Annotated in this window: 14 protein-coding genes; 9 read left to right on the top strand and 5 right to left on the bottom strand. The window is 49.6% G+C overall.

All coding sequences use genetic code 11. From position 1 onward, the window contains the following. Position 1 precedes the first annotated feature (1 nt). The 5 genes from VFS25_RS24775 to VFS25_RS24795 all read left to right on the top strand — a co-directional run bounded on the left by VFS25_RS24775 (position 2) and on the right by VFS25_RS24795 (position 6,609). A complete protein-coding gene (locus VFS25_RS24775; protein WP_326464877.1) occupies positions 2 to 1,336 on the top strand; it encodes a hypothetical protein in 1,335 nt (444 codons plus the stop codon). A gap of 33 nt (positions 1,337 to 1,369) precedes the next feature. Then, positions 1,370 to 2,305: an outer membrane beta-barrel protein gene (locus VFS25_RS24780; protein WP_326464878.1), complete on the top strand. Its 936-nt coding sequence runs from the start codon at positions 1,370 to 1,372 to the stop codon at positions 2,303 to 2,305. 33 nt (positions 2,306 to 2,338) lie between these two features. Then, a complete protein-coding gene (locus VFS25_RS24785) occupies positions 2,339 to 2,668 on the top strand; it encodes a hypothetical protein (RefSeq protein ID WP_326464879.1) in 330 nt (109 codons plus the stop codon). 270 nt (positions 2,669 to 2,938) lie between these two features. After that, positions 2,939 to 5,881, top strand: coding sequence for an insulinase family protein (locus tag VFS25_RS24790; RefSeq protein ID WP_326464880.1), 2,943 nt, complete (start codon positions 2,939 to 2,941; stop codon positions 5,879 to 5,881). A 248-nt stretch (positions 5,882 to 6,129) separates the two neighbouring features. After that, positions 6,130 to 6,609 (top strand): L,D-transpeptidase, encoded by a 480-nt coding sequence (locus tag VFS25_RS24795; protein WP_326464881.1) that lies wholly within the window; start codon positions 6,130 to 6,132, stop codon positions 6,607 to 6,609. Positions 6,610 to 6,615: 6 nt separating this feature from the next. Here the strand turns inward: VFS25_RS24795 and VFS25_RS24800 are convergent, their stop codons facing one another. From VFS25_RS24800 to VFS25_RS24815, 4 genes are all read right to left on the bottom strand, one after another. Beyond that, the gene (locus VFS25_RS24800; RefSeq protein ID WP_326464882.1) at positions 6,616 to 7,557 is read right to left on the bottom strand and encodes an alpha/beta hydrolase; all 942 of its coding nucleotides are present in this window, start codon (positions 7,555 to 7,557) and stop codon (positions 6,616 to 6,618) included. A 99-nt stretch (positions 7,558 to 7,656) separates the two neighbouring features. Then, a complete protein-coding gene (acs, locus tag VFS25_RS24805; protein WP_326464883.1) occupies positions 7,657 to 9,573 on the bottom strand; it encodes an acetate--CoA ligase in 1,917 nt (638 codons plus the stop codon). Positions 9,574 to 9,724: 151 nt separating this feature from the next. Further along, a complete protein-coding gene (locus VFS25_RS24810; RefSeq protein WP_326464884.1) occupies positions 9,725 to 10,873 on the bottom strand; it encodes a hypothetical protein in 1,149 nt (382 codons plus the stop codon). Between the two features lie 247 nt (positions 10,874 to 11,120). After that, the gene (locus VFS25_RS24815; RefSeq protein ID WP_326464885.1) at positions 11,121 to 11,414 is read right to left on the bottom strand and encodes a hypothetical protein; all 294 of its coding nucleotides are present in this window, start codon (positions 11,412 to 11,414) and stop codon (positions 11,121 to 11,123) included. 445 nt (positions 11,415 to 11,859) lie between these two features. Here VFS25_RS24815 and VFS25_RS24820 point away from each other — a divergent pair, with 445 nt between their 5' ends. Further along, positions 11,860 to 12,486 carry a helix-turn-helix transcriptional regulator gene (locus VFS25_RS24820; protein WP_326464886.1) on the top strand — a complete coding sequence of 209 codons (627 nt, stop codon included), beginning with the start codon at positions 11,860 to 11,862 and terminating at the stop codon, positions 12,484 to 12,486. A gap of 217 nt (positions 12,487 to 12,703) precedes the next feature. Continuing rightward, positions 12,704 to 13,213: a hypothetical protein gene (locus VFS25_RS24825; protein ID WP_326464887.1), complete on the top strand. Its 510-nt coding sequence runs from the start codon at positions 12,704 to 12,706 to the stop codon at positions 13,211 to 13,213. An 8-nt stretch (positions 13,214 to 13,221) separates the two neighbouring features. On the opposite strand, the gene VFS25_RS24830 is transcribed toward VFS25_RS24825, so the two are convergent. Continuing rightward, positions 13,222 to 13,740, bottom strand: a complete 519-nt coding sequence (locus VFS25_RS24830; RefSeq protein ID WP_326464888.1) for a 5' nucleotidase, NT5C type — start codon at positions 13,738 to 13,740, stop codon at positions 13,222 to 13,224. Between the two features lie 103 nt (positions 13,741 to 13,843). Between VFS25_RS24830 and VFS25_RS24835 the strand changes: the two genes are divergently transcribed. Further along, positions 13,844 to 14,590: a DeoR/GlpR family DNA-binding transcription regulator gene (locus VFS25_RS24835; protein ID WP_326464889.1), complete on the top strand. Its 747-nt coding sequence runs from the start codon at positions 13,844 to 13,846 to the stop codon at positions 14,588 to 14,590. Positions 14,591 to 14,647: 57 nt separating this feature from the next. After that, positions 14,648 to 15,862: an MFS transporter gene (locus VFS25_RS24840; protein WP_326464890.1), complete on the top strand. Its 1,215-nt coding sequence runs from the start codon at positions 14,648 to 14,650 to the stop codon at positions 15,860 to 15,862. Positions 15,863 to 15,930: the final 68 nt, after the last annotated feature.

Below are 15,930 nucleotides of genomic sequence, written 5' to 3' on the forward strand. Positions count from 1 at the left end.
CGTGTCTGTAGACATCAACATATCGAACTATGAGGAGTTCCTGCTCAGTTATATAGACGGTGAGCTGAACAATGAAGAGAAAACTGCCCTGGAAGCTTTCCTGCAGCAACACCCGCAGCAGGCCAGGGAGCTGGAAGTATATAAGTCCGCCATGCTGAAACCGGATGCTGCTGAGGTGTTTGAAAATAAAACCTCCCTGTACCGCAGCACCGTTATTACCCTTGAAAATTATGAACCTTTCCTGCTAAGCTATATAGATGGTGAGCTGAATGCTGCGGAAACCACAGCCCTGGAAGCCTTTCTGCAAAAGCACCCCCATGTGGCGCAGGAGCTGGACACGTGGCTGGCTACCCGCCTGCCTGCCGGCGACACCGTTTCCTTTGAGCATAAGGAAATGCTGTACCGCCATGCCGATACGTTAACCATTGATAATTACGAAACCTACTACTTAAGCTATATAGACGGTGAGCTAACACCTGCTGAGGAACAAACCCTGTTACAGTTCCTGCAGCAGCACCCCGGGCTGCAGCCTGCCCTGCAGCTGCTGCAACGCGCCAAGTTGCAGGCAGATACCGGCATGCATATGCCCGGCAAAGCGGCACTGTACCGCCATACCGCTACCCGCGCCGGCCTGCGGCCGGTTTGGTGGGGCGCTGCTGCCGCTGTAGTTGCCGGCGCCTTCCTTTTGTGGCTGCTGCCTTTGCACCGGCATGTACCTGCTGCGGCGCCGATAGCGGCGGTGCAGCAGCCGGCGCCCGCCCCATCCCAACCGGAAAACCTGCAGCAGCCGGCTCCCGCGCCTCCTACAACTACGGAGGCTGCACAGCCGCCGGTTATGCCCGCCGAAAGCCCGGTGCCGGCTAACCATACCCCTGTTCGGGAAAAGCACCCGTTAATAGCTAAGAATAACGCCCCTGTAAAACGCACTGTTACACAACAGCTGCCCGTAACCGCCAGCCAGCCCGCCAGGGTGAGCGCAGGCACCGGCAGCACTGTTGCTAATAATAGCACACCGCCTGCGCTGGCGCAGCTGCCGCAGCCAAAGGCCACCTCCGCGGAGGTGGTACAGCAACACCTGGAAAAACAGGAGCAACAGGCCATTGCCATACAGCCCGCCCAGCGCAATGCCGCTGCTACTGCCGGCAGCCAGGTATTGGCTTCCACCGCCCAGCTGCCGCATACGCCGGCGCCCGAAGCTGAGCCGTCCGCTGCCGCACCGGCGCCGGAAATACAGGGTGAGCTGATCATGTCGGTTACCAGCACCAATGAAAGCAAACTGCTGAACGGCGTGGCGAATGTGGCTAAATTCTTTTCGAGGAAAAAGCATCAGAAATAATTACGGAAACCATATCAATACAGGAAAGAACATATGAAGTATAAAATTTTACACCTGATATTCATTATGCTGATGGTAGTAGGTAAAACGCAGGCGCAAACGCCTGCCGCTGTTGCAGCGCCTACGGCAGATACCATCCAGATCAAAAGCCTTATTATTATAAAAGGCAAAGATGCCCGGGGTAAAAACACTTATAAATTCTATAACGATACCGCCTATACCAGGAATAAGCTCAAAAAAAACCTGCATACCAAATGGCTGGTGATAGACCTGGGCTTTAATAATTATATTGACCGCAGCGACTATGCCGGCGCCGGCGCAGCTGCCTTAATGGCTTATGCATCGCCCGGTTATTCAAGCGTAACCAATAAAAGCTACGACTATTCCGCTGTGGGCCTTAACACCTTTGCACCGCGCAGCGCCAGCGCGCCTTTAACCCCCGATGAGTTTAAGCTGATCCCCGGCAAATCCATCAACGTGAACATATGGATATTAATGCAGCGCTTAAATATCTATAAGCATAAATTAAACCTTATTTATGCAATTGGCGTTGAAATGAACAACTATCGCTATGCCCGCAGTATTACCTATGTGCCGGGGTACCCTACACAAATAATCCGGGAAGATTCGATACACTTTTCCAAGAATAAATTGTTTGCCGAGTACCTGAGCGTACCGTTAATGCTGAACTTTACTTCTAACCCCGCCAGGCCGGGCCGCTCTGTAGATGTGAGCATGGGCGTAATGGCCGGCTACCTGGTAAAATCGCGCACTAAACAGATCAGTGAGGAGAGAGGCAAGGTGAAACGTACAGACGATTTTAACCTGAACAAATGGCGCTTTGGCATTACCACCGAGCTGGGCTACGGTCCTGTAAAACTTTATGGTAACTTTGCCCTCACGCCGCTGCACGACTATGGGTTGGAACAATACCCTTTTTCCGTGGGCATCCGCTTTAATGGCTTTTGATATTTTTCATAACCAGATCTAAGTTTAGGAGTTATGCGTACCTTTTTGACCTTTTTAGCTTGTTCCGGATTTATTATATGGGCACATTCCTGCGACAAAAGAATACTGGGGGTAAACGCTACCCCCATAGCCTGGGAAACGGAAACAGCTAAACCGTCAGCAGTACCCGCATCCACTGGTTACCAGCAGCAATACCTGAAAGAATTGTTTTCCGCCGCTGCTTTGTCCGTGGCCGGCTCCCATCCCCAGCTTTACCTCGTCAGCTTCCGCTACCTGAGCCATCGTAATTACCTGTCGCCCGGCGCCGATACGCTTTTAACCCGCCTGCAGGCCCGGTATCATTTTGTTACCCGCCGTCAGTAGGCCGCCTGCAGGGCTGCTTCAGCGAGCTGCATTTGCTAACGCACACCGCCGCTATTATTTGAAAAAAAACAAGCCGCGCCGTCGCCATACGGTACATATATATGCCGTTTCCATACTGCCATTGCTGCCATCCGGCCCTGTCGCACCTTTTTAAGCCCTCCACCACTCGTTTCTCACGATTTTTGGCCTTTCTTCCCTTTTCTCCCATTTTTACCTTTTTCCTTTTCTATATATTTGAATGATCTATATTTCACTTCCAAAAACCAACGTATGACAATTTTTAAAAGAGCCATCCTCCTGTTGTTGTTATCCTGCACGCTAAGCAGCGTACACGCACAGGATAAGTACAGCTGGAAAGAGGCTACCTCCGGGGGCTACACTTACCGGTATGTTACCGACGACCCCATGCAGGCGCGCTTCTATACCCTGAAGAACGGGTTAACCGTTATACTGAGCGTCAACAAAAAAGAGCCACGTATTCAAACCCTTATTGGCGTACGCGCCGGCAGCAACAATGATCCAAAGGATCACACCGGCCTTGCCCACTACCTGGAGCACCTGCTGTTCAAAGGCACGGAAAAATTCGGCTCTCTGGACTGGTCAAAGGAAAAGCCCTACCTCGACGAAATTGAAGGGTTGTACGACACCTACAACCACACCAGCGGCGCAGACGCCCGCAAAACCGTGTACCACCAGATAGACAGTGTTTCCGGCCTGGCCGCCAGGTACGCCATTGCCAATGAGTATGATAAAATGATGGCCGGCATGGGCGCCCAGGGCACCAACGCCCATACCTGGGTAGAGGAAACAATTTATGAGGAAGATATTCCCTCCAACGCTATTGACAAATACCTGTTCGTTCAGGGCGAGCGTTTCCGCGATCCTGTTTTCCGCCTGTTCCATACCGAGCTGGAAGCAGTGTATGAAGAGAAGAACCGCGGCCTGGACAACGACAGCCGTAAAATGTATGAAACCATGCTGGCGGCGCTGTTTCCCACGCACAACTACGGGCAGCAGTCAACCATAGGCACCATAGAGCATTTAAAAAATCCCAACCTCCGCGCTATCCGCGATTTTTATGATGCCTACTATGTACCCAACAACATGGCCATTGTAATGGCCGGCGACTTTGACCCGGATTACGTGATAAAGAAAATAGACGAGCGCTTTTCTTACATGCAGTCCAAACCTATAAATGAATACAAGGCCCCGCAGGAAAAGCCCATTGCAGCGCCTATTGTAAAAGAAGTATTTGGCCCGGACGCAGAAAGTGTGAACATCGCCTTCCGTATGCCCGGCGCGCTGGACACAAAGTCCTCCGTGCTGCTGAATGTAGTAGCGCAGATACTGAACAACGGCAAAGCCGGCCTGCTGGACCTGAACATTAACAAGCAGCAAAAGGTGCTGGGCGCCAGCGTAGGCCAGCTGCAGTGGAAAGACTACAGCGTGTTTTACCTGAGCGGTAAAGCAAAACAGGGCCAAACCCTGGAAGAAGTAAAAGACCTGCTGCTTGGCCAGCTGGAGATACTGAAAAAAGGCCAGTTTGACGAAAGCCTGGTAAAAGCGATTGTTAATAATGCCAAGCTCTCCGAGCTGCAGGGCCTGGAAAGCAATAATAACCGCGCTAACTCCCTCATGGACGGCTTTATCAAGCACCGCGGCGATAACTGGCTGAATGATGTGGAGATGGTAGACGCCATGAGCAAGGTTACCAAACAGCAGATCGTAGACTTTGCCAATGAATACCTGAAAGATAACTATGTGCTGCTGTACAAACGCAAAGGCGAAGACAAAAACATTCAGAAGGTAGAAAAGCCCGCCATTACCCCGGTAGAGGTGAACCGCGAAGCACAGTCGCCCTTCCTGAAAGAGGTAGCCACTATACCGGCTACCCCGGTAAAACCCCAGTGGCTCGATTTCAACAGGGATATTCAGAAAAGCAAAATAGGCCCTGCCGAAATGCTGTATGTGCAAAACAAGGATAATGGCCTGTTCCGCCTGCACTACCGCTTTGATATGGGCAGCTGGAACAATAAAAAGCTGCCGCTGGCCGCGGAGTACCTGCAGTTCCTGGGCACAGATAAATACACTACAGAGCAGATCAGCAAGGAGTTTTACAACATTGCATGCAACTTTAGCGTAAAGTCAGGCCCGGAAAACACCACTATTACCATTTCCGGCCTGCAGGAAAATTTTGACAAGGCAGTATCGCTGTTTGAGCACCTGCTTACACACTGCCAGCCCAATGAGGCTGCGCTGGCTGCATTAAAAGGCCGCCTGCAAAAAGCGCGTGCGGATAATAAGCTGAGCAAGCTGGCCATTATGCGCGGGCTGGTACAGTATGCCCTGTATGGTCCTAAAAACCCGTACAACAACCAGCTTAGCCAGGCCAACCTGGATGCCTTAACCTCTGCAGAGCTGGTAGATATGCTGCACACACTGCCCTTTTACCAGCACACCGTTATTTATTACGGTCCGGCGTCACTAACCTCTGCTGCGGCAGCTGTGAAAAAGCTGCATACACTGCCTGCTGCCTTTAAAGCAGCGCCTCCGGCTGTTAAATTTGAAAAGAGCAGCCAAACCAACAACCAGGTGCTGTTTGCCGATTACGATATGGTGCAGGCAGAGGTGAACTGGGTGCGTAACACCACGCCGTTTGATGTAAATAACACAGCAGTGGTTTCTTTATTCAATAACTACTTTGGCGGCGGCATGGGCTCTATTGTATTCCAAACCATCCGCGAGTCCAAAGCACTGGCTTATTCTACCTATGCTTTCTACGTTTCTCCCGAGAAAAAGGATGACCGCTACAGTGTAGTAGCATACGTAGGCAGCCAGGCCGATAAGATGAACGAAGCCATTACCGGCATGAACGAGCTGCTGAATGATATTCCCCGCTCCGATAAGCTGTTTGAAACTGCCCGCAAAAGCATGAAGCAGGATCTCGAAACAGAGCGCATTACACAGGACGGTATTGTTTTCAGCTACCTGGCCGCGCAAAAGCTGGGCCTTAACACCGATTACCGTAAACAGGTGTACGCCGCTGTTGACAAGCTGACCTTTGATGACGTGAAGCAGTTCCATGACCAGAACCTGGCCGGCAAGCCGTACACTTATTGCGTGCTGGGGTCAGAAAAAAGGATCAGTGAGGATGATCTGAAAAAATACGGGGAGGTGAAAAAAATATCCCTGGATGAGCTGTTCGGCTACTGAGATAAGTAAAAAGCTTAAAGCAGAAAGCATAAAGCAGTAAATAAAAAAGCAGGAAGTAAAGAAGGCGTCAGCGCTTTTTGCTTCCTGCTTTTTGTTTTTTGTAATAGCCCGGCATACAATAAACAGGTAACAGCTTCGTTATCATAATACTAAAATTTCCCTGTGAGATGCCGCGCTACTGTTGGAGTATTTTACTGTTAATATTTATTCCCCTGGTTGGGTTTAATAATGAGAACAGTTTATACACTGTGAAGCTGAACCCTGCCGATATTGATGCAGACAAGGTTTTTCTGCTGATAGACAAAAGCGATTACCGCTTGTACCTGTATGAGGATGTAACCCTGCTTAAAATTTATAAGGTAGTATTCGGCAGCAGGGAGCTGCGGGATAAGCTGGTGCAGGGCGACCGCCAAACGCCGGAAGGCACTTTTCATATTACCAGCAAACGGTATGATGGCCGCTGGAGCCGCTTTATGCTGCTGGACTATCCCAATGAAAGCTCATGGACCAAGTTTCACCGGCGCCAGTCGCGTGGCATACTGCCGGCCAATGCGGACATTGGCGGCGGCATAGGTATTCATGGTGTGGAGTATGCCTCCGGCATCCGCGATACATATGTAGACAGCCGCATTAACTGGACGCTCGGATGTATTAGCATGAAGAACGGGGATGTGAACGAGCTGTATAATGTAATTAAGGTAGGCACCCCGGTGGTAATACGCTATTGATTTTTTCTATTGTAAAAACCGGCCTACGGCTGCTTTCCATTTGGCAGCCTCATTACGGCAAAATGACTGGTGGCCGCATTGCTCAAAAATCACCAGCTGCTTTTGCGCTGTACCCAAATTGGCAAACACGCTGCGTGTTTCATGCTCCATTACCCGTATATCTTTTCGGCCCCAGCATAACAGCGCAGGTACATGTATATCTTTTGCGTACTCCGCTGGTTTAAAGCCCGGCGCCCAAAAACCCTGTTCCACACCGCCCCAGAAGGTAACCAGCTGTGCCAGCGGAGTGCCTGGCATATGCACTGCCCACATGCGGCTTTTTACCGCATCTGTTAAGGTGGCAAAAGGCGCTTCCAGTATAACTTTCTCGGGCTGCAGCCGGTATTGCGGCACGGCTTTTAAAATAGCCGTTGCGCCCATGCTCATGCCCCATAAAATAATGTGCCGGTAACCGCAGCTGTACACATAATCATAAGCCAGCTTTACATCTTCCGCCTCTTTATAGCCAATGCTGCATACATGCCCTTCGCTATTGCCGTGCGCGCGAAAATCCAGCAGAAAGGTATTGTACCCCAGCTGCCGGAAATAGGCAGCCTCCGGCAGGGGCGAGCTTTTGCTGGCGCCGTAACCATGAAACAATATTACGGTGCCTTTGGCCGGCTGCGGGCCTTCTATAAACCAGCCCTCCAGCCGCAGGCCGCTCTTTGTTTGCAGGTAAACGGTTTTATAAGGCGCTGCGGGGCGGTTGCTGTTAACAGACTTTGACAGGTTTACGCCAAAGAGTATAATGCGCGCTTTTTCCCAGCCATTCATTTGCTCGGGGCGTTTGTTGGCGTGGTGGGCATCGTCGTAAAAATGGGTAAACTTCCAGGCATGAAATGCCAGGATAACATTGGATATAAGGAAAAATACCAGGAATATTTTCCCGGCGCGTTTTAAAAGCCTCATAAAACAAATGTACGGATAGGCGGGTTTTCAATATAACAAAAAGGCCATACCAATTTTGCTGGTATGGCCTTAACTATAACTATTTGAATAAACATTGTATTACAGCTTTCCCCGCTTAATTTCCTCTACCACCGCAGGGTCCAGCAGGGTAGTGGTATCGCCCAGGTTATCCAGCTCGCCTTCCGCAATTTTACGCAAAATGCGCCGCATGATCTTGCCCGAGCGGGTTTTAGGAAGGCCGCTTACAAACTGTATCTTATCTGGTTTGGCAATAGGGCCAATAATGCGTGATACGGTTTGTATAATATCTTTTTTAGTAAGCTCCGCATCTTTAGAAGGGTTGGTATCGCATATCACATAGGCATAAATACCCTGTCCTTTAATATCATGCGGATAACCTACTACGGCGCTTTCCACCACGCCTGCGTGCATGTTAATGGCGTTTTCCACTTCGGCGGTGCCAATACGGTGGCCGCTCACATTCAGCACATCATCTACGCGGCCGGTAATGCGGTAGTAGCCGTCTTCATCGCGCAGGCAGCCATCTCCCGTAAAATACAGGTTCTCGTAGGTGGCAAAATAGGTTTTGCGGCAGCGCTCATGGTCGCCATAGGTGGTGCGGATAATACCCGGCCAGGGAAATTTGATGCACAGGTTACCGTTAACGCCGTTGCCCGTGATCTCTTTCCCGTTTTCATCAACCAGCACCGGTTGTATGCCGGGCAGGGGCAGGGTGGCATAGCCGGGTTTTTCCTTTGTAATGCCGGCAATGGGCGTTATCATAATACCGCCGGTTTCTGTTTGCCACCAGGTATCAACAATAGGGCATTTGCCTTTGCCAATATGATCTTTAAACCAGTGCCAGGCCTCTTCGTTAATGGGTTCGCCCACGCTGCCCAGCTTCCGCAGTGAGCTGAGGTCCTTGTGGTTTACCGGGCCCAGGCCAAAGCCCATTAAGCTACGTATAGCCGTAGGCGCAGTGTACAATATATTTACGCGGTACTTGTCGGTAATATCCCACAGGCGGCCTGCATCGGGCCAGGTAGGAATGCCTTCAAACATCAGCGTGGTAGCGCCGGCGCTCAGCGGGCCATACAAGATGTAGCTATGGCCGGTGATCCAGCCAATATCGGCGGTACAGAAATACACTTCCCCGGGCTGGTACTGGAAGGTGTTCACAAAGGTATAGTTGGCATATACCATGTAGCCGGCGCAGGTATGCACCACGCCTTTGGGCTTGCCGGTGCTGCCGGAGGTGTAAAGCACAAACAGCATGTCCTCTGCATCCATTTCCTCGGCGGTGCAGGGCGGGTTGCCCATGGTTTCTACCTGTTTTATTTCATCTTCCCACCACACATCACGGCCTTTCAGCATACTTACAGGGGTGCGGGTGCGCGTGCACACAATTACTCTTTTTACACTGGGACAGGCCATCAGCGCATCATCTATCACCGATTTCAGGGGAATATCCTTGTTGCCGCGGAAAGCGCCGTCGCAGGTAATTACCAGGTTACATTGCGCATCCTGTATGCGGTCGGCTATTGACTGGGCGCTGAAGCCGCCAAACACTACGGAATGAATAGCGCCTATGCGGGCGCAGGCCAGCACCGCAATGGCCAGCTCGGGTATCATACCCATATAAATACAAATACGGTCGCCTTTTTTAACGCCATTATTCTTTAACACGTTGGCAAACTGGCATACCTTGTTATACAGCTCACGGTAGGTAAGTATGCGATGACGCTCTTCCGGATCATTAGGCTCCCATATAATAGCCGGGGCATTGCCCAGGGTGCCCAGGTGGCGGTCCAGGCAGTTTTCCGTAATATTCAGCTTGCCGCCCTGGAACCATTTCACGTCCGGATCTTTAAAATTCCACTCCAGCACTTTATCCCATTTCCGGCGCCAGTAAAAGTGGTCGGCCACGTTGGCCCAAAATCCTTCAGGGTCTACAACACTCTGATGGTAGGCTTGCTGGTATTCTTCAAACGTTTTGATCTGATACGGGTAGGCCATAGCTGCTTATTTTTGTATTAAGGTTTAGTCATAACGGAGAGTAAATTTATTTTCTTTTCTCCATTTCTCCGAGCAGCAGCCGCATATTTAAACAACAAAAGCACCCGGAGGGGCGCTTTTTGTACTGGTTTAAGTTGGTATAGGACGATATTTATTTCCCGCCCTGCATTTCCTTTAACCGTTGCCGCACATATAATGTAATGGCAGGCTCATTCTCTTTGGTGCGGGCCAGTTGCAGGTAGCGCCTGTAGTACCGTTGTGCGGTGGCCGGCTTTTGCAGGTAGTGGTCATATATGCGGCCAATGCTGTATTGCCGTAAAGGCGCCTTAAAAAGATAATAGGCGGTGTCAAGGCAGGCCGTGGCTTTGGTGTAGGCATGCAGCCCTTCATAATTGGCGCCCATGGCAGTATAATAATCATCCAGGCTTTTGGATTTGGCCAGGTCAACGCACTGCTGCAGCAGCTGGTTGCTGCGGGTGTAATCCTTTAGCTGTGTGCAGGCCATGGCTGCATAGTACATAATGGTTTCGGTATTCATATTGGCCTGGGTTAAGAAATCATTTACGTATATACATTCCTGGTAGTGCTTTGCATAATAGCAGGCCGCTGCCACAAAACTGTAGGCGGTAAGTGATATTACCTGCTGCCGCATCAGGCGTTGCCCCAGTGCAATGGCTTGCGGGTAATCTTTCAGGAAATAAGCGGTTTTCACCGCCGGAATAAGCACGCTGGTTTGCAGCGAGTCTTTGGCAAGGTAAGGCTGCAGCACGCTGTCGGCCGCATTATACCGTTGCCGGTCCAGCCACTCCTCTGCCATGCGCGCCACTACTTTGCTGTCGAGCGGGTTCAGTGCATAGGCACGCTGCAGGTATACAAAGCCGCTATCTGTTTCCCGGGCGGCAAAAAAGGCAAAGCTAAGCTGCTTGTAGCTGCCGGCCTGGGGCTGCAGGGCAGCCAGCATACGGTAATGAGGTATGGCCAGCGCAGGCTGTTCCTGCTGCATATAAATACTGCCCAGGTATTGATGTGCAGGTTTGTAGGTGCTGTCCTGCTGCAATAGCTGTTGGTAGGTATGAATGGCATCGGGCCACTTGCCGGCCAGGTAGCAGGCATAGCCCAGCAAGGCCAGCTGCCGGACGTTATCCGGCTGTATGCGGCTTTGCAGGTAGGCAATGGCAGCCGTATATTGCTGGTCCTGGAAATAATTCATTACCACTGCCTGGTCTATTTCAGGCGCCTGCTGCGCACGGGTATTTAATATGCCCAGGCATAGCAGCAGTACATAAAAACAAGTACGCATAGAAGCTCTCTTTCCCCTAAAACTAAGTATTTAGTTTTAAATACTAAAGTTTTAGTTGAAGAAAATTTGCGCCCTGTTTATGCCACATATAAATGTACTGGCATGATATGAATGTGATGGCGCGGAAAATCAGCCGCCATTAGATAACAGGGTAAAGAGCGCTTATATAGCAGGGTAAAGAGAACCGCCTGCCGCTTTAGCACCTGTTTGCAGGTTTAGTACCTTTATGCAGTGCGGTAACCCCGCATTAGCTGCGCGGCTTTTTGCGGTATTGATCGCAATAGGTTTGCAGCTCCAGGAACACCTCATCTAAAACAGCCATAATTTTTTCTTTTTCGGCATTGCTTAATGCCGGTATCATTTTTTTATCACCTTCAGCGGGTTTATCCAGGGCGCGCATTTTGCGGTAAAAGGTGGGAATGCTCCAGGAGCACTCTTCACATACCTTTTCCCGGAAACGGATAGGGAAATTAATCAGGTGGGCATGAATATCCTGCAGCATATTAACAGGCACCGGCGTGTGAGGAACTAATTTCTTCATGGTTTGGAGGTTTAAGTCATTGCTATCAAAAAAAGTGTTTGGTGTTAGCATTGATAATTTGTTAGGATAATCAATAATTGCCTGCTTTTATGTCAGCAAATATATTGATAATGATTTTAACTACACTACTTTTTATTTGCTATTTTATCATATCGCTAATACATTGCTAACCCGCTTCCCTGGCCCATTACAGCCCCTCAGCCTCCCTTTTGTGGATAATTTATGAATCTATCATTATCACTACTTGCCGCAAAGTATCAGTTTAGCCAAACCGGCTAACAAACACACATGGCCGCATCCCCTGTGCTTAGCACATAGCGTACAACAAAATCAATATCAATTTGAAATTTTAATTCACTCAATGAAACAGAAATGATTTATATTGTAATAATCTTATAATATGAAAAACTGACACCAACGCAAACCGAATAAATTTTGATGTACGATGCAGCTAGGGTTAATCCACATGGGCCAGCGCTTAAAACAGATACTGAAGCAGCGGAAAATTAAAATTGTTGACTTTGCCCGTATGGCGGGCTTCACAAACCAGATAGCCCACTACCACCTGCGCAAAAGCGATATGAAAAGATCTACCCTCGAACGCTTTTGTGCCCTCATAGGCATTACCACCGATGAATTTTATAACTGGAACAACAAGGTAGTACCCAAGCCAGGCAAAGGCCAGGTAGCTACCGTAGCCCACCACGGGCAACGCTTTACAGAGCTGATAGAGGAAAAGGGCCTTAACAAAAGCAAGCTGGCGCGCCGGCTGGATATGAGCAGGAGAACCATGTATAACCTGTTTGATAAAGCCGTGTTTGAACCCATGGAGCTGGAAACCGTTACCAAAGCCCTTGAAATAACCGAAACCGCCTTCCTGCATCCCAACACCGTAGAAGATACCCGCATAGCCGACTCCGACGAAATGCTGGCCCTGCGCGAAAAATATTACAAGCTGCTGGAAGAGTATAACCAGCTGCTTAAACAGCATAACGCCTTAAAAGAAACCCTCGACACTTTTAAAAAAGATATTGTGCAGCTGCGTAAACAGGTACGCTCAAAAAAAGTTTAACCCGCACCTGCCATACCATATAATAAGAAGAAAACACTTATAATTTGCTACAGAAATGTAGCCTGCCCCGATTAAATCAAACCCTTATCAATAACAATGATTTTGTAGCATTCAATACGATGGATGTATGATTATTTGGTAAACAATTTATATTATATTTGTGCAATAAGGTTTATATTAAAATCAGCACTACCTAAACGATCCGCAGAATATAGTTATGCAACCCGGTGAATTTCCTGACATATGGTACATCACCCTGGCCGTAACCGGCGGTCCTAACCTGCTTACAAGGCCCCGTTATGCAGGTATTCTCAGCAAGCACCTCAACGCCGCACATGAGCAACAGCATATTATTACCCGCAGCCACATGCTGCTGCCCGATCAGCTGTTACTGCTCGTACAGCCCTTTAATACCCCGCTCAGCACCTGGCTGCAGCACTTTACAATAAATACTGCCACGGAAATATGCGAAGCCCTGCGAACAGATAACCAGCTGCAAAGGCAGGAATGGTATAGCTTTTTCCTGTGCCGCAACGGTCAGCCGGCAGCAGCATTCTGGAGCAGCATAGAGCAGCTGGCGGTAAAAGGCGTCAGCCACTATGACGAGCTGGAAGGCGCCATGCTGCTGGCCCCCGTAAAAGCAGGCTATGTACGCGATGTGGATCATTACGCCTATACCTGGTACAATAACCGCAGCGGTATTAAATATAAGCAGCTGGGCGAATAGCCTTGTTCTTACAGCAGCAGCGCACCCACCTCATCCCAGTTATTCACCCGCTTAAACTCCTGCACATGTATGTTATGCGGCGCAGTAAACAACAGCGGCTCCCCTTTAAAGGTGCTCAGGTTCTTTACATGATCATCAATCAGGTAATCTGCATCTACAATATGCTTATAACCGCAGAATACAATGTGATGCCAGCTGATAAAGGGAAAATGCTCTTCCAGCCAGGCCAGCTTTTCTGCAAGCGATAGCGGAAACTCCATAGCCGCCGATACAATAAACACCTCATGCTTATCGTGCAGGGCCTTAATCACCTCCCGGGCCCCGGGTATTACCGGCTTGGTGCGGAAAAAGTTGGGCTCAAACAGGAACTGCCTTACCACCCCATCCAGCGGAAATCCCGTGGTTTCCGGCTTGCCCAGCAGGCTTTCCTTGGATATGGTTACGCCATAACGGTTGGCGTACCAGTTAATGTATTGCTGGGTGCTGTCTGCCATCACTCCATCCATATCAATTGCAATTCTTGCCATATTTTGCTGTTTTCTGCAAAATTATGCTTTTAATTTAGCCTATGCAATGAATATGCTATTAAATTATTGCAAATAATTACATAATATTGCAGAAAATAGCAAAATGCTGAAGGAAGAACGCCTGGATTATATTCTTAAAAAGCTGCAGGCAGATAATAAGGTGCTGCAGGCAGAGCTGAGCAACGACCTGCAGGTATCTGAAGATACCGTGCGCCGTGATTTGGAGGCGCTGGCGCAGAGCGGGTTGCTGATAAAGGTAAGGGGCGGCGCCATCCCGCATTCCCCGCACCCATACAGCTTTAAGGAGCGTATAGGCATTCATGAGGATGATAAGCGCACCATTGCCGGCAAAGCCCTGTCGTTCCTGCACGACGGGCAAACGATTATTATGGATGGAGGCACCTCTACCTTTACCCTGGTAAAAATGTTTCCCGCACATTTAAAGCTTACTGTTATCACTAACAGTGTACCCATAGCCATGCAGCTGATGGAGCATCCGTCCACTGAGGTTATTCTCACCGGCGGACGCGTATTTAAGAACTCGCAGGTAACCTCCGGGCTCGATACCATTCGCATGCTGGAAAAGGTACGTGCCGATATTTGTTTCCTGGGCGTGTGCAGCCTGCACCCCACCGCAGGCATTACGGGTATTGACCTGGGTGAGGCAGAAGTAAAGTACAGCATGATACAGGCCGGCAACCGCGTAATAGCACTGGCCACTATTGATAAAATGGGCACCGCCGAACCTTTTAAAGTATGCGATATAACAGAACTGGATACCATTGTGACCGACAGGGTGGACGAGCAGTTGATACAGCCTTATTTAAACCTGGGAATTAAAGTGATTTAGCTATCTATCCTATTTAAAGCATTAATTAAAATGTTGCCTTCATTATCAATTGAAGCTATGCCGCAAAAAAGAGCCACCCGTATTGCCGTTAGCTCCCTGTTTTTTTTAACAGGACTATGTTTTGCCAGCTGGGGCTCGCGCATTGCGGCCATTCAGCAATCCCTGCATATGAGTGAAGCTGGTTTGGGTACCGCGCTGCTGGCACTTCCTATTGGCTCGGTTATATCCATGCCCGTGGCAGGTTATATGATTGCGCGTTTCGGCAGCCGTAACGTGTTGCTCATAGCCGCGGTATGCTATGCCATGATATTGCCCCTACTGGGGCTGGCGCAGGCGGCCTGGCAGCTGTTTGCCATTTTAATGTTGTTTGGCTTTGCCGGCAACATGGCCAATATTGCCGTAAATACACAGGCAGTGGCGGTAGAGGCAATGTATGGCCGCACCATTATGGCATCGTTCCACGGCTTATGGAGCCTGGCCGGCTTTACCGGGGCGTCCATAGGCGCTTTCATGGCCGGGGAAGGGGTATTGCCTTACCAGCATTTCCTGGTTATTACAGCTATTGCGGTAGTAATTGTGGCGGCCAGCGCAAAATATACAGTAGCCCACACCGCGGTAAAAGACAAGCCCCAAAAGCTGCCTTTGCCCGAAGGCGTGCAATTGAGCACTGTTAAAAGAATAAAGCTATGGTGGCTTAGAACATTGGGTAAAATGCGGAGCCTGTGGGGCCTTATTATGGCGTTGCGTGTGCTGGGAGTAATTGCCTTTTGCTCTATGATATGCGAAGGCACCATGTTCGACTGGAGCGTGGTATATTTTAAAAAGGTGATTATGGCGCCGGATGGAAAGGCAGGCATTGGCTTATCGGCCTTTATGTGCACCATGGCCTCTTTCCGGTTTGTGGCCGACTGGCTTACCATTCGCTTTGGGCACCGCAGGGTGCTGCAGCTAAGCGGTATTTTAACAGCATCGGGGTTGTTAATAGCCGTGCTGCTGCCGTATTTTATTACCGGTATATTCGGCTTTTTGCTGGTGGGCGCCGGTGTTTCTTCCGTAGTGCCGCTGGTGTACAGCGCTGCCGGCAAAACCAAAAAGGCCGAACCGGGCGTAGCCCTGGCCACGGTATCTACGGTTGGTTATCTCGGTTTCCTCATGGGACCCCCGTTAATAGGCTTTGTGGCGCAGGCATCCAGCTTAAGCATTTCTTTTTCCATTATTGCGGTAATGGGTACCTGTATTGCCATTATGGGCAGCCGTATAAAAACCAGCTGATGAACAGGTAAACATGGTATAAAAGGGAAGTCCCGGTAAGCTGCTTACCGGGACTTGCGCTTTTTACA

The organism is Chitinophaga sp. (assembly GCF_035761305.1).
GTDB lineage: Bacteria > Bacteroidota > Bacteroidia > Chitinophagales > Chitinophagaceae > Chitinophaga.